Here is a 15,055-nt window from a genome sequence, read left to right on the forward strand (position 1 = left end):
TCCCCATACCCTCTCACACTGGCGTGGGAGAGGGGCGAGCACACCGCCGCTCCCCGGTTGTCATTGCGAGCCGCGCGTAGCGCGGCGAAGCAATCCCCTGCTAGAGCGGGAAGCATACCTGTCAGCCATTGGTCTGCGTGAAAGCGGGAGATTGCTTCGGGGGCTGCGCCCCCTCGCAATGACAGAAGGGGCTGTGCCCCCGTGAGGCGGGAGAGGAGTGTGGGGTTGAGGGATCGTCCCCCTCCAGCGGGGGAGGGGTTGGGGGTAGGGACAACGAGGTGCCGCACCGGCGGATAGGCTTACGAAGCCCGCGCAGCGGGCTGCTGGCCCGCACCCCCAGCCCCGCTCCCACTGGCGCGGGTTCAAGGGCGGACAGAACATCGGTCTGGCACCCGGCCCTGAAGGGCCGGGCTAGGGGTACGAAGCCCGCGCAGCGGGCTGCTGGCCCGCACCCCCAGCCCCGCTCCCACTGGCGCGGGTTCAAGGGCGGACAGAACATCGGTCTGGCACCCGGCCCTGAAGGGCCGGGCTAGGGGTACGAAGCCCGCGCAGCGGGCTGCTGGCCCGCACCCCCAGCCCCGCTCCCACTGGCGCGGGAGCGGGGAGCGGAGAACTGCGTGTTGAGGCATCACACAGCGATCAACGGTTGGACGCGACCAGTATAACTACCAAAAACCATAACATTTGTGAGTTTTGCGTCTTGTTGTGGCTATTCCAGAACCTCAGAGAGGCGATTTGAGACATCACTATGGGCATTATCTACGGCTTAATCGCTGCATTAGGGTGGGGAACCGGTGATTTCCTGATCACCCGCGCCACGCGCCAGATCGGCTGGCAATGGACGCTCTTGTTTGCACAGATGGCCGGTATCGTAGCCATTAGTCTGGTGCTGCTTGGTCGCGGCGATCCGCTGCCGCCGTGGGGGCCGGACTGGCTGGCCGCGGTGGCGGTCAACCTGCTCAATGTCACCGGCACCCTGTTGCTCTACCGCGCGTTCACGATCGGTACGCTAGCGATCGTCTCGCCGATTTCGGCTAGTTTTGCGGCAGTGACGGCAGCGTTGGCGCTCCTCGATGGCGAAGCGTTGGGCATGATCACGCTGGCCGGCACCGGCCTCGTGATCGGCGGGGTGGCGGTGGTGTCACGCGGGCCGGGGACAACGCACACCAATCTGCGCGGCTTGCCGGAAGCGATTGGGGTGGCGATCAGTTTTGGCCTCTTCTTTTGGTTGATCGGTGATGTCACGGCCACGTTCGGGATTGCATGGCCGGTCTTGATCGGACGGATCGTGACCGTGCTCGCGGCAGTGATCGTCCTCGCCGTTAACCGCCCGGCGTTGCCGCGGTTGACGGCGGCCCACGGCGGATTGATCATCGCAGCCAGCGCGCTCGATACCATCGCCTTTCTGAGCTTCAACACCGGCATCGCGACGGCCTACGTCAGCGTTGTCACGGCGCTAGCCTCGATCTTCAGCGCCGTGACAGTCGTGCTGGCATGGCTGGTGCTGCGCGAGCGGCTGGCGCGCAGCCAATGGCTTGGCGTGGCCGGGATTTTGGTGGGGGTCTTGTTGGTGAGTTTGGCGTGAGATATAGGTGCGGCAGTCAAACTGCCGCACTCCATCATTGGTCGTTATGCTACCGATCAACCGTCACCGGCTGGCCTGCCGGCTGCCGGCTCGTGGCCGGCCACCACCAGATGATCGCCATGCTCACCACTAGCACCAGTGTGGTGGCAATCCCGCCTTCGGGGCCGAACGCGCCGCCGGTCAGCCAATCAGGACCGGTCTCCATCAAATTGAATAGCATCCCGCCACTTGCCATCTGCCCGCTCACTTGGAGCCCGAAGAAATTACCTTGTACCCAGTTCCAGATGGAATGGAACGCGCAAATCCCCCACAACGACTCCTCGCGTAAGGCGTAGAGGGCGGCGAAGAGGCCGTAGAGAAAGAGATTCAAAAGGGCTAGCGCGCTGAGATTGGGATTGAGGCCGTGCATCGCGGCAAAGAAGAGCGATGAAATCACCACGCCAACCCAAGGCCGGTAGCGCGCCGCAAGGGCCAGCAACATCCAGCCGCGGGTGAGCACCTCTTCAGCAGCACCTTGGATCAACCAGCCGGGGATGAGCACCAACACCACCCCGCCGAGCGCTGCCCAACCCACCAGCGCCGGATCACTAGGCTCGACCGCAACAAAACCAAACGACGCTAACAAGCCGATGACGGCACAAAACGCAGCAAAACCCAAGAGCAACCCGCGCCCATACAAGAACCATGCCCGCTGCGGCTCAAGCCCGATGGTGACGATCCCCCGCCGCTCGTAGAACCGGATCCACAACCAAACGAGCAGAATCATCGCACCAAACGAGGCGGTGAGGACAAGTGACAGCCAAAAGCCAGAAACCAGCGGGGAAACAGTCGTAACCCATGTATCAAAGTAAAGGCTCTCACTGTGCAACATTATTTGCGCCAGCATCACCGGCAACGCCAGTACCTGCGAGAGGAAGCCAATGAGGATGCCTACCACGATCACGCCCCACCACGGCGTTAAGCGGCGACCGCTGCGGGCGAGATCGTAGAGACGGTTGTGCGTGAGCCATGCCGGAACCATAAGCCATTCCTTTCCGAAGAGTTGTTGAATGTGTATCGTTATCAATTTTAATAACGATAATCACGCTTTGTCAAGATGCCAACCGGCAGCGTACCGTGCTATGATAAGGCTCCATTCATGCAACAATAGCGCCCATTGACTCGTTGTACTCTTGTAGGAAAGATGAGGTGCTACAAGGAGGGAAGGGAGGCATCCCGTGAGCGATCCACAACGCCCGGACGAGTATGGCCGTTATCAACCTGACCAACAGCCATACCAACAGCCATACCAACAGCCGTACCAACAGCCGTATCAACAGCCGTATCAACCATACCAAATTCAATACCAAGCCACGCCGGGCTACCCCGCGTATGGCGCAACGAAGCCTGATGCGGTATTAGCGATCGGGATTATGGCGATTGTTGATGCCGTGCTCAGCGGCCTCAGCGGCATCGTCTGGCTGTTCACTATTTGCGGTATTCCACTGGGCATCTATTCAATCGCGGTAGCAATCTTGGCAGGGATGTACGCTTACAAACTGCTGGGCAACCCGCCGCAGCCGGTGCAACCGAACAAGACGCTGGCGATTATGCAGATCGTCAATATCATCACCGGCAATATCTTTTCAATGGTGTTCGGAATTGTCAGTTTGGTGTTCTACAACCAGCCTAATGTGCAGGCCTATTTTGCCTATCGCAACGGCCAACCGTTACCGCCCCCACCGCCGCCGTACCAGCCGCCGCAGTTCTGAGCAATACTGCACACTGTAAGGGCGGGTTTCAAACCCGCCCTTACATTACCCGCCACACCTGCGCGCCGGTCGCCGGTAGACTGCTGATGTCCACCATCCCGCTACGCACAACCGTCTCGGCGCCGGTGAAGAGTTCGCGCAAGGCAACGCCATCGGCCAGCCCAGCGTGGCGTACCGGCAATGCGCGCAAGCCATCGTCGCTGCGGCGCGCGACCACAATCAGGCGCTCTTCCGGCGCTTCGCGCTGAAAGGCGATCGTCTCGCCTTGCGCGTAGAGCTGCTGGAAACCGCCCCAGCGCAGTGCCGGCGCGCTGCGCCGCAGATGCGCCAGCCGCCGCACAAACGCCCGCAAGTCGTGATCCCACTCCGCTTCATCCCACGGCATCGTCCGCCGGCAATCGGGATCACCGCCGCCGGTCAGCCCAATCTCGTCGCCATAGTAAATGCACGGCACGCCGGGATAACAGAAGAGCAGCGTCATGGCGACCCGCACCCGCGCCAGATCGTCACCAACGATCGTGCGCAGCCGTGGGGTATCGTGGCTGCCAAGCAGGTTGAACTGCTGGGTCGCCACTTGCCACGGAATCGCTGCCCGGAAGGCTGTCCACTGGGCAGCGACCGTCTCAGTGGCAATCGGGCGCGGATCGGCTTCGGGCCGATTCGGGTTGAATTCAAACCCGCCTAGCCAGCGCCAGATCGGGAAGGTGAAGCCTTGATAGTTCATCGTGGCATCCAGCTCTTCCCCTTGCAGGTGGGGGGTGCCATCAAAGAAGTGCTCGCCGAGCAGGTAGGCGTTAGGCTGTTCGGCCTTGACCGCTCGCCGGATGCCGCGCCCGATCTTGTGACCAAGGTTGTCGGGGCCGAGCCGGCCCAGCATGTTGGCGACATCGATCCGCCAGCCATCAATGCGGTAGGGCGGGCGCAACCAGCGCCGCATAATCGCGTCGGGGCCGGCGTACATCACTTCGCGCAGGCGCACGCTGCGGTAATTGAGCTTGGGCAGCGTCTTGACCCCTAACCAGCTTTCATAGTCGTCGGGATGGCGGCGGAAGGTGAAGAATTCAGCGGTTGGCGCGCGCGGGTCGGCCTGCGCAGCCACAAACCACGAATGGGTAATGCCGCAGTGGTTGGGCACGATATCGAGCACCACTCGCATCGCGCGCTCGTCGAGCGCCTGCCGCAGCAGCAGTAAACCTGCTTCGCCGCCGAGGTGCGGGTCGATAGTCGTGTAGTCTTCGACATCGTACTTGTGGTTCGACGGCGCGCGGAAGATGGGGTTGAGATAGAGGGCCGAAACCCCCAAATCGGTCAGATAGTCGAGGCGCTGGGCAATACCTTGCAAATCACCGCCAAAAAACTCAATCTGCCCCGTCTCCCGGTTGGGCAATTCGCCCCAACGCCGCGCCACTACCGGCTTCCCTCGATAGAGATACTCGCCATCGCGCACATTGTTAGACGGATCGCCGTCGGCGAAGCGGTCGGGAAAGATTTGGTAGAACACCGCGTCGCGCACCCAATCCGGCGCGTGGTAGTTTGCCAACACCACGAAGTCGTTGGCGTCGGTTGGGTAGTGGCGGGTGACGCCGCCAGCGCTGTACCAGCGCGTGCCATCTTCAGCCCGCAGGAGGAAACGGTAATTGGTGCGCAGCATCCGGATCGGCAGCTCGCCTTCCCACCAGCGACACACCCCATTGCGGCCCAGATCGCGCATCGGCGTGATCTGCTGTTCACCGTCGGGGCAGGTGCGCACGAAGACGGCGCTAACCGGCGCATCAGCAGTGAGGCGAAGCCGGATCACGGCGGTATCGCCCAACCTCCCGCTAAAGCGCAGGTAGGCAGGCGAACCGTCGTGATGAATGCTGGCCTCCCAATGCAGCTCGCTCATGCCATCTGCTCCAGTGCAGCAATGGCCGCCGCGATCCGCGCCAGCGAGCGCTCGCGGCCCACGCCGGCCAACGTATCGAACAGCGGCGGCGCGACGCTACGCCCGGTAATGGCAATGCGGATCGCACCAAAGAGCGGCCCCGGTTTCACAGCCAGTTGCTCGCACAACCCGCGCAGCGTCGCCTCCAGCGCTGGCGGCGTCCAGTCTTCTTGCCGGCCCAGCGCCTCGTGCGCCGCGCGCAGCATAGCGATCGTCTGCGCGGCATCGTGCTTCTTGGGAATCAGGTCAGCCGGGTTGTACGTCTCGCCCGGCGTCACGTCGCGGTAAAAGAAGAGGAGCAAGTCTGGCGCTTCCTGCAATTCTTCCAGCCGCTCGTGGATGAGCGGGATCAGCCGCAACAGGTAGTCGCGCTCGGCATCGCTGGCCGGATCGCCGATCAAGCCGGCCCGCTGCATAAACGGCAACACCAGCTCGGCCACTTCCGCCGCCGTTCGCTTGCGGATGTAGATGCCGTTCATATCGCGCAGCTTTTCCGGATTCCAGCGCGCTGGCGAGGGTTGGATGCGGTCAAGGGTAAAGCGCGCAATCAGCTCGTCGCGGCTCATGATCTCGGTCACGCCGTCGTAGCTCCACCCTTGCAAGGCCAGATAATTGAGCATCGTTTCCGGCAGATAACCGCGCTCGCGGAAACGTTGCGCGGCCACGTCATCTTTGCGCTTCGACAGTTTGCCTTTGCCGTCGTGACGCAAGATCGCCGGCAAATGGGCGAAGATCGGGCGTTGCCAGCCAAAATAGTCGTAGAGCAAGACGTGGTACGGCGTGCTCGGCACCCACTCTTCGCCGCGCATCACGTGGGTAATCTTCATCAGATGGTCGTCAACCAGATGGGCAAAGTGGTAGACCGGCATCCCGGTTGATTTAATCAACACAATATCTTGCAACTGGTCATTTTGCACCACGATCTCATCACCGCCGCGGACAAGATCGCGGAAGCGGGTTTCACCTTCTAACGGCGCCTTCAGGCGCACCGTGTACGGCTTGCCGCTGGCCGCCAGCTCACGTTGCCGCTCGAGCGGCCAATCGCGTTCGGGGCCGCGGAAGCGAAACGCCTTGATCCCGGCGGCTTCGGCGGCGGCCCGCATCTGCGCCAGCTCCTCCTCGGTCGTAAACGACATATAGGCGAGACCGGCTTCGAGCAACTGGTCAATAAAGGGCCGGTAGATGCCGAGCTCAAACCGTTCCGACTGGACGTAAGGGCCATACGGGCCACCCACATCGGGGCCTTCATCCCAATCGATGCCGACCCAGCGCAGCGAAATGCTAATATCGTCGGCAGCGCCGGGCACAAACCGCTTCTCGTCGGTATCTTCGATGCGCAGAATAAACTGGCCGCCGTAGTGCCGGGCGCAGAGCCAGTTAAACAAGGCGGTGCGCACGCCGCCGATGTGCAGGCTGCCGGTTGGGCTAGGCGCAAACCGCACCCGCACCGGCCCGTCGATTGAAGTCATGAGCTACTCCTTGTCAAACCTCTGGTGCGACGTTGCTATGGAACGTCTGTATCCGCTCCTCACCCAGTGGAAGGTGTCAGGGTGAGGTCAATGACGGCGAGAGGCGTATCCCCGCTATGATCCGGCCAACACCACCATATCGTCGCGATGGACGACTTCCGGCCCATAATCATACCCTAAAACCGAGACAATCTGGTGCGAGCGCAGACCGGCGATCATACGCACATCGTTCGAGCGATACTGGGTGAGGCCGCGAGCGATTTCGCGGCCAGCAGGGTCAAAGATCCGCACTGTCTGGCCACGATCAAACTCGCCGCTCACCTCGCGAATACCGGCGGCGAGCAAGCTCTTGCCTTGGCGGGTAAGCGCCGTAGCCGCGCCTTCATCCACCACAATCCGCGAATGGCGCACCGTTTCGGCCAAGATCCAGCGTTGGCGCGCATCGGGATGGGTCGTTGCCGCCGGAAAGAAGGTGCCGATCCGCTCGCCGTTGGCCACGCGCGCGATCACATCCGGTTCGTGTCCGGCGGCGATGACCACTGCCACACCGGAACGGGTAGCGAGATCGGCGGCCTGTATCTTGGTCTGCATCCCGCCGGTGCCGCGATGCGTGCCGCTGCCGCCGGCCATCGCCCAAATCCGCTCATCGATTACCGGCACCTCGCGCAACAGCTCGGCGGTGGGATCGCTGCGCGGATCGGCGCTGTAGAGACCGGCAATATCGGTCAGGATCAAGAGCAGGTCAGCGTCGATCAAGCCGGCCACCAGCGCCGAGAGGTTATCGTTATCGCCAACCCGAATCTCGGCGGTCGCCACCGCGTCATTCTCATTGATAATCGGCACAATTCCTTGCGCAAGGCAGAGGGTGAGGGTATTGCGGGCATTGAGATACCGGCGGCGGTCACGCAAGTCGTCGCGGGTGAGCAGCGCCTGCGCCACCTGCAACCCGTACAGCTCGAAAATCTGCTCGTAGAGGTGCATCAACCGGCTCTGGCCAACCGCGGCGAACACCTGTTTGAGCGGGATGTTACTGCGCTGCCGCGGCGCAACGCCGAGCCGCTCCTTGCCGGCAGCAACTGCGCCCGACGAGACCAGCACCACTTCGTGGCCATCTGCTTTGAGACGGGCAATCTGGCGGGCCAACTCGACAAAATAGGGCCGGTGCAGCCGGTCGGTGCCAGCGGTCAGCACGCTGGTACCCAATTTGACAACAAATCTGGTCATATCAGTATGCAATGACGTTTATGAATTGATCTCGATCGTGGCATTTGGCAAGGGCCGCACAGCCGCGCATCCATCCATTTGCCGTGCCCTCTGCGTAGACAGTGCTACAGGGTTATCCCCAATTCGGCCAAGCGGGCCGGCGTCGGATCGCCACGCGCATCCCAGCCGTGCCGGGCGTAATACTCGGTCAACAACGCCTCGAGCGGCGGAGTATGGCCGGCGGTCGGCCCGCTGCTCAGCGGTTCGCGGAGATACCGGTCGGGCAAGGTGTCTTGGCTATTGCTGGCATAGCGGCGGGTAAAGAGCCGGTCAAGGGTGACAATCCGCTCGCCAATCCGTACCAGATCAGCGCCGGTAATGGCGCGTCCGGTCACTGCGCCGATCAGCGCAATCAACTCGCCGGGAGTAATCTGGTAGGCCATCAGGCCGAGCCGGCGGCAGAAGCCGCTGGCATCGAGCGCAGCAGCAAAGCGTTCATGCCAAATCAAGCGCAACGCTTTCCCCTCGCTCTCACGCGGCCCGCTGGCCGGCGGCGGCAACCATGCCGGCGGTTCAGCCACCAATTCTTCAAAGGCCATCGCATAGCGATAATCGCCGCCGATCGGACTCGTGGCCATCGCCAAGCCAATCTCGGTGAGCGCGCGCGGATCGAGCGCCGGCATCGCCAAGCCTTTCACCTGCGGAGCAAATGCCGCCGACCCCCACACCGCCTCTTGCATCTCACCCACACCAAGCGAGAGAATATCACGCTTCTCTTGGCGCTGGCTGATGCGGTCGAGGGCCGCAATCACCGCCGCGCCGTCACCCCAATTGAGCGTGCGTTGGCGTACCAAGCCCTCGTCTTGGGCTTCGGTCATAAACGCGATCGCAGCAGCGGCGGCAGCCGGATCAATCCCCAGTCGCAAACAGCGATCGGCAATCGCCAGCATTGCATCGGGGTCGGTAATGCCCACCCGGGCGGCAAAGCCGGCGATCAGTTCGAGGCTAGGCAACGGATGGGTCTCGCCGCTCTTGGTGCGCAGATCGATATAGCACGGCAACGGGCACTCGGCGCAACCCCGTTCAAGCCGCCCGCCGCGCCGCGCAATCTCGCTGAAGGTGCGGGCAATCGCGACGCCATCAGCCGGCGCGCGCGCATCGCGGCTGGTCAACGCACCAAGTTTGATCGCCGCCGGCAACAAACCGGCGCTACCGATGGCCCGGATCGCGTTCGCGGTCGGATGCTGCTCGCCGCGCTGCCGGATCGATTGCAGCACAGTCTGCATCCGGGCAGCGTCAGCGACCGGCAACAGCGCACGGTCGCGCACCACAATCGCTTTCAGCTTCTTATCGGCCATCACCGCGCCGGTGCCAGCCGGTTCGACCAGATACAGCCCCTCGGCAACAATACTGGCATACGCGACCCCAGCTTCACCGGCTGGCCCAACCGCCAGTACACGCACGTTACCGCCCAATTCAGCGGCCAGCGTGGCAGCAGTCGCCACCGTGTCGCGCCCAACTAAATGGCGGGCCGAACGCAAACGCACCGTATCGCCATCGATCAGCAGATAACACCAATCAGGCGCTTCACCGCGGATAACCAACACATCAATATTATTGCGGCGCAGTGCAGCGCCCCAATGCCCCGGCGCCCAGCCATAACCAATCCCGCCGGTGAGGGGCGAGCGGGTGCCAACCGTAAAGCCGCCAGTCGCAAAACCGGCACTGCCGGCCAGCGGCCCAGCGGCAAAGATCAGCAGATTATCCGCCGACAACGGCGGGGTATCTGGTTCCAATTGATGCCAGAGCAACCAAGCGATCGCCCCGCGCCCACCTAAATAGTCACGTTCCACTTCATCGGGCAACAACTGGCGAGCGTGGCCGCGAGCCAAATCAACGGTAAGACTGCGCAACGGCATGCGAGTATCCTGTGTGGGTGCGATTTCCGCCGTTCTATTATACCGCTCCTCGGCAACGTGTATGGTACAATGCAAGGCAGATTGCGCCATCCCCGTCATTGTACCGCAGAGCCGGCTATGTCGTCGCTGAAGCGTCCCCCCCGCAACCAACTCGATCAAGCGCGCGCTGCGCAACGCCAGCAGCGCCAGCAAGCTGCGCTCGGAGCCTTGGTCGCGCTTGACTGCTTACGCGGCGTGCCAGTGACCGAGTTGGCCATCCTCTATGAACGTGGAGTGTTTCGCGTTTTTCCTAGCGGCGCCACCGTGATCGGCCAACGCCGCGGCTATCGCTACCTCTTCTTTCTGCTGCGCGGGTCGTTGCAATTGCGCTTACGCGACAAAGATGGTCGCGAAGTGCTGATGGGGGTGCTCGGACAGGGTGATTGTTTTGGCGAAGGGCCGCTGTTCGGCAAGTTCTTCCGCCACATGAGTGCGCTCACCCAAACCTCGTGCTATGTGCTGCAAATTGAAATTGCCACGCTGCGCGATGAACTAGCGGCCTTACCCCTCTTGGCCACCGCCCTCCGCCAAGTCTATCGCCGGCGGATGGTCGAGGCCACCCTCGCCCGTATGCCAGTCCTTAGCCAGTTGCTGCCGCTCGAACGGATCGCCATCGCTGCCCGCCTGCAACCGCGCCACGTGCCGCGCGGCACGCTGGTGGTCAAGCAAGGCGAACCTGCCGACTCGCTCTACCTGATCGAGAGCGGGCAGGTGGTGATCGAGCAGAGCGGGCAGACGATCGCGAGCCTAAGCGAAGGCGATCTGTTTGGCGAAATCTCGCTGCTCACTGGCGAGCCGCACCGGGCCAATGCCCGCACCCTCACCACCACCGATCTGCTCGAACTGCCCGGCGCCGACTTCTACCGCCTGATCCAACAGTATCCGGCGCTGGAAGCCGATCTGCGCGCGATGGCCGAACGGCGGCTAAAACACTCAGCCGCGGTGCGCAGTGATACTGCGCGTGCCCGCGACATCGGGCTAGCGGTGAATCGCGGCCTGTTGCGCGCCACCCACATCCTCGTGCGCGACCCCACCCGTTGCCCACCCGGCTGCCGGATGTGCGAAACCGGCTGCGCCAGTCGCCATGGCCATAGCCGGCTGCACTTGAATGGCACGCCGATCGACCGGTTTGATGTGCTCGAAACCTGCCGCCAGTGCAGCGTCGGCGCGGAATGTGTCGAGGCGTGCCCAGAAGACGCGATCGAGCGAGTTGATACCGGCGCCTTGCGGATCACTGCCCGCTGCACCGGCTGCGGCGAATGCGTTACCGCTTGCCCCTACGACGCCGTGCAATCGGTGCCGCGCGCCAAACACACCACCGGCCCGCTCTGGGATCTCTTCCGCCGGCTGCGACAGCGCATCCGGCCCACGATTCCTCTCACCCCCACCGGCCCCACCCACCGCGCCGACAAATGCGATCTCTGCTACGGCTACACCGACCTCGCCTGCGTCACCGCCTGCCCAATTGACAACCTGCGGCTGGCCCCGGTCGAAGAAATCGTGCCGGTGTAGCGAGCACGAACGTTCGCCTGTAGAACCGCACGGCCATGCGCCATTCTAGGCGAACGTTCGCTTTACCCTCTTGACAAGTGCCATTGGCAGGTGTATGATAAAGGCGAACGTTCGCCTAGAAAGAATCGAACCGCCTATGACAGCCACTAAAGTCACGCTCAAAGACGTAGCGGCGCGCGCCGGGGTCAGCTACCAAACCGTTTCTAAGGTGCTGAACGGTGAGATGCAGGTTGCGCCTGAAACAATGGAGCGGATTCAGGCGGCGGTGCAAGAGCTTGGCTACCGGCCTAACCGCATTGCGCGCAATATGCGGGCCGGTCGCAGCTTTATGATCGGGTATTCGTGGACGCAAACCGAACCCGGTCAAGTTAATCACATCCTCGACCAATTCTTGAGCAGTATGGTGCGCGAAGCCGGCGCGGTTGGCTACTATGTTTTGCCGTTCCCCTTCCGCGAAGGCAACGCGCAGGTCGAGACCTACCGCGATCTGATCAAAAGCGGCAATGTCGACGGCTTTGTGTTGTCGAGCGTGAATTATCACGATCCCCGGATTCAGTTTCTCTTGAAACAGCAGTTTCCGTTTGTCGCGTTTGGCCGTTCCAACCCAGAATGGGATTTTGCGTGGGTTGATATTGATGGCGCCGCCGGCACGCGGCAAGCAGTGGCATATTTGATCGGGCGCGGCCATCGCCGGATCGCGATCTTGGCATGGCCCGAAGATTCGCGGGTCGGCAATGATCGCTTGCAGGGGTATCTCGATGCCATGCAAGCGGCCCAACTTGCACCCGAACCCGGCTATATCTTGCGCGGTGAGGGCACGTTCGAGGTTGGCCGGGCCATGACGTTGCACCTGCTTGATCTGCCTGCCGATCGCCGTCCGACCGCGATCATGGCCCTCAACGACACAATGGCGATTGGGGCGATGGCGGCGGCCCGCGAACGCGGCCTGACAATTGGAACCGATCTGGCCATCATCGGCTTCGATGATGCGCCGATGGCGCAGTATCTCTTCCCGCCGCTGAGCAGCGTGCGGCAGCCGATTGCCGAGGCTGGCCGCAAATGCGTCGAGCTGCTGGTGGCGCTCGTTGAGGGGCGAGAACCGGAACAACGACACGTCCTGCTCCAACCTTCCTTAATCATCCGCGCTTCGTCCTGACAACTCACGACAATTTGCGTTCCTGATCATCCGCCATTGATGGTCGGGTAGCCAGTTATTGTGTAAAAACAGGAGGGTAAAAAATGATCTAAAATCGCACTATTATTCACAACCATAATGTATCAGCTTGATATTGCAAAGGAGCACGTATGAATCGCATGATCAAATTCCTGCTCATTTTGACCGTGTTGGCGCTGGGATTGAGCGCCTGCGGCCAGACGGCTACACAACAACCCACCCCGCAACCGCAGACAATCCGTGAGACGGTGACGGTCAAGGAAACAGTTGTCGTGCCCGCCGAAAAGGTGACGGTGCGCCTGTCGGGTTGGGCTTCCAGCCCGGCGGAAACCGCGTTGCTTGAGTCGCTGCTGTATAAGTTTTCGGTCGAAAATCCCGACATTTTGGTCAAGTACGAACCGATTACCGGCGATTACAAGCAGGTGCTGCTGACCTCAATCGCGTCGGGCACCGAGCCTGATATCTTCTACGTTGATATCTTCTGGTGGCTCGAGCTAGCCGCCAACGATGCGCTGCTCCCGCTCGATGACCTCATGGCTGCCAGCGGTGTCTCGCGCAGCGATTTCATCCCGGCCCTGATTGACGCCTTCACCTACGAGGGCAAGACTTACGGCATTCCCAAGGATTTCAACACCCTTGGCATGTTTTACAACAAGGATCTGTTCGATAAGGCCGGCCTTGCCTACCCGACTGACGACTGGACGTGGAACGATCTGCGCGAGGCAGCGGCGAAGCTGACCGATCTGAGCGATCCGAACAAGCCGATCTATGGCTTCTGCACCCCGCCCGATCCGGGCCGGTTCCCGGTCTTCGTCTTCCAAGACGGCGGTACGGTGATGAACAGCGACTTCACCGATACCACGCTCGATAGCGAAGCGGCGGTAAAGGCAGCCGAGTTCTATACCTCGTTCCGCGCCAACCAGATCGGCGCCATGCCGTCGGATTTGGGTGAGGGTTGGCAGGGCACGCTCTTTGGCAAGGGCCAGTGCGCGATGGTCTACGAAGGCGGCTGGTTGATCCCCTATCTGCGCGATCAGTTCCCCAACACCAAGTACGGCGTGGTGATGCCGCCGGCTGGGCCCGGTGGCGAAGGCAACCTGATCTTCACCGTGGCGTGGGGTATCTCGGCCAACACCAAGAACGCCGAGGCGGCGTGGAAGGTGGTCAACTTCTTGACCAGCGAAGCCAGCCAGAAGGCGGTGCTTGAGAGCGGCTTTGCCCTGCCGTCACGCCAAGCGTTGCAGAACAGTGACTACCTGAAGAATAACCCCAACTCGGCGGCGATCTTCAACGGTTCGTTCTACGGCGCACGGCCTTTCTTCTGGGGAGCGGTCGGCTCGGATGTGAACGATCAGATGGCTAAGGCGCTAGAGCGCATCTTCAAAGAGAACCAGCCCGTGCCTGAAGCAATGAAGCAGGCGGCTGAGGCGATCCGCAAGGCGATGCGCTGATGGCAATGCATGGAGTGCGGCAGTTGAACTGCCGCACTCCATACGCAGGTGTTGAATAATCCGGCCAAGATGCCGCAATGGAGCGGACATGCACTGGGGTGACACCCGTACCCCGCCACCGACGGAGACGAGGCTATGCGAACGAGAACTGACCGCCGCAAATGGGTTGATGCCCTAAACGGCTATCTCTTTATTTCGCCATGGTTGATTATTTTTCTGATCTTTAGTTTGATCTCGCTGGGATACGCGGTCTATCTCTCGTTCACCGAGTACAACTTGCTCAGGCCGCCGCGCTGGTGGGGTCTCGAAGGGTACCGGCGCGTGCTGGAAGATGAACTCTTTATCTCAAAGGCGCTGCCGAATACCTTTAAGTATGTGCTGATCGTGGTGCCGATCCAGACCTTTCTCAGTCTGGTGCTGGCCTTCGCGATGGATCAGAATCTGCGTTTCCAGCGCTTCTTCCGCACCATCTTTTATTTGCCGTCGGTTACGTCGTCGGTGGTGATTTCGCTCATCTTCATCTGGATCTTCGCGCCGCAAGGCATCTTCAACCAGATCACCGGCCTGACGGTCAACTGGCTCGATGATCCGCGCACCGCGTTCTACGTGATTATGGGCATGAACATCTTTACCACCAGCGGTACGCTCATGCTCATTTTCTTAGCCGGCTTACAAGATATTCCGTTAGCCGTCTATGAAGCGGCTGAGATCGATGGTGCGAACGGTCTACAGAAATTCTTCTACATCACGGTACCGATGTTGCGTCCGGTGATCTTTTTCGTGGTGACAGTCGGCGTGATCGGGTGCTTTCAAGTCTTCGACCAGATCTTCGTCATGACCAACGGCGGCCCGCTCGACAGCACGACCACCATCACCTATCTGATCTACAAGTGGGCCTTCCGCGATACCCGCATCCAGATGGGCCAAGCCTCGGCGCTGGCGGTGATTTTGACCCTGATCATTCTAGCGGTGACGCTGTTGCAGCGGCGGGTGATTGAAGGCAGCGGCAGCGGGGCTGAGCGATAGAA

Annotated in this window: 11 protein-coding genes; 6 read left to right on the plus strand and 5 right to left on the minus strand. The window is 61.4% G+C overall.

All coding sequences use genetic code 11. The annotated features are described in order from the left end of the window. The first annotated feature begins 748 nt into the window (after positions 1-748). On the plus strand, positions 749-1,585 hold the full coding sequence (locus tag A6A03_RS04015; RefSeq protein WP_066783792.1) for a DMT family transporter: 837 nt from the start codon (positions 749-751) through the stop codon (positions 1,583-1,585). A gap of 49 nt (positions 1,586-1,634) precedes the next feature. Here the strand turns inward: A6A03_RS04015 and A6A03_RS04020 are convergent, their stop codons facing one another. Next, the gene (locus A6A03_RS04020) at positions 1,635-2,606 is read right to left on the minus strand and encodes a CPBP family intramembrane glutamic endopeptidase (RefSeq protein WP_066783794.1); all 972 of its coding nucleotides are present in this window, start codon (positions 2,604-2,606) and stop codon (positions 1,635-1,637) included. 196 nt (positions 2,607-2,802) lie between these two features. Here A6A03_RS04020 and A6A03_RS04025 point away from each other — a divergent pair, with 196 nt between their 5' ends. Beyond that, positions 2,803-3,336 (plus strand): hypothetical protein, encoded by a 534-nt coding sequence (locus A6A03_RS04025; protein ID WP_066783796.1) that lies wholly within the window; start codon positions 2,803-2,805, stop codon positions 3,334-3,336. Between the two features lie 40 nt (positions 3,337-3,376). On the opposite strand, the gene malZ is transcribed toward A6A03_RS04025, so the two are convergent. The 4 genes from malZ to A6A03_RS04045 all read right to left on the minus strand — a co-directional run bounded on the left by malZ (position 3,377) and on the right by A6A03_RS04045 (position 9,851). Further along, positions 3,377-5,221 carry a maltodextrin glucosidase gene (gene malZ, locus A6A03_RS04030; RefSeq protein WP_066783798.1) on the minus strand — a complete coding sequence of 615 codons (1,845 nt, stop codon included), beginning with the start codon at positions 5,219-5,221 and terminating at the stop codon, positions 3,377-3,379. Further along, the gene (gene gltX, locus A6A03_RS04035) at positions 5,218-6,729 is read right to left on the minus strand and encodes a glutamate--tRNA ligase (RefSeq protein ID WP_066783800.1); all 1,512 of its coding nucleotides are present in this window, start codon (positions 6,727-6,729) and stop codon (positions 5,218-5,220) included. The genes malZ and gltX overlap by 4 nt, the downstream gene beginning before the upstream one ends. A 114-nt stretch (positions 6,730-6,843) precedes the next feature. After that, a complete protein-coding gene (gene proB / locus A6A03_RS04040) occupies positions 6,844-7,953 on the minus strand; it encodes a glutamate 5-kinase (protein ID WP_066783802.1) in 1,110 nt (369 codons plus the stop codon). 104 nt (positions 7,954-8,057) lie between these two features. After that, on the minus strand, positions 8,058-9,851 hold the full coding sequence (locus tag A6A03_RS04045; protein WP_066783804.1) for an aldehyde ferredoxin oxidoreductase C-terminal domain-containing protein: 1,794 nt from the start codon (positions 9,849-9,851) through the stop codon (positions 8,058-8,060). Between the two features lie 117 nt (positions 9,852-9,968). Here A6A03_RS04045 and A6A03_RS04050 point away from each other — a divergent pair, with 117 nt between their 5' ends. The 4 genes from A6A03_RS04050 to A6A03_RS04065 all read left to right on the plus strand — a co-directional run bounded on the left by A6A03_RS04050 (position 9,969) and on the right by A6A03_RS04065 (position 15,053). Next, positions 9,969-11,402 carry a cyclic nucleotide-binding domain-containing protein gene (locus tag A6A03_RS04050; protein ID WP_066783807.1) on the plus strand — a complete coding sequence of 478 codons (1,434 nt, stop codon included), beginning with the start codon at positions 9,969-9,971 and terminating at the stop codon, positions 11,400-11,402. A 136-nt stretch (positions 11,403-11,538) separates the two neighbouring features. Further along, entirely contained in the window at positions 11,539-12,558 is a 1,020-nt protein-coding gene (locus A6A03_RS04055) for a LacI family DNA-binding transcriptional regulator (RefSeq protein ID WP_172812280.1), read from the plus strand. A gap of 149 nt (positions 12,559-12,707) precedes the next feature. After that, positions 12,708-14,027, plus strand: a complete 1,320-nt coding sequence (locus A6A03_RS04060; protein WP_066783810.1) for an ABC transporter substrate-binding protein — start codon at positions 12,708-12,710, stop codon at positions 14,025-14,027. A 135-nt stretch (positions 14,028-14,162) separates the two neighbouring features. Continuing rightward, positions 14,163-15,053: a carbohydrate ABC transporter permease gene (locus A6A03_RS04065; protein WP_066783812.1), complete on the plus strand. Its 891-nt coding sequence runs from the start codon at positions 14,163-14,165 to the stop codon at positions 15,051-15,053. Positions 15,054-15,055 lie beyond the last annotated feature (2 nt).

Origin of the sequence: Chloroflexus islandicus (assembly GCF_001650695.1) — a bacterium.
Lineage (GTDB): Bacteria > Chloroflexota > Chloroflexia > Chloroflexales > Chloroflexaceae > Chloroflexus > Chloroflexus islandicus.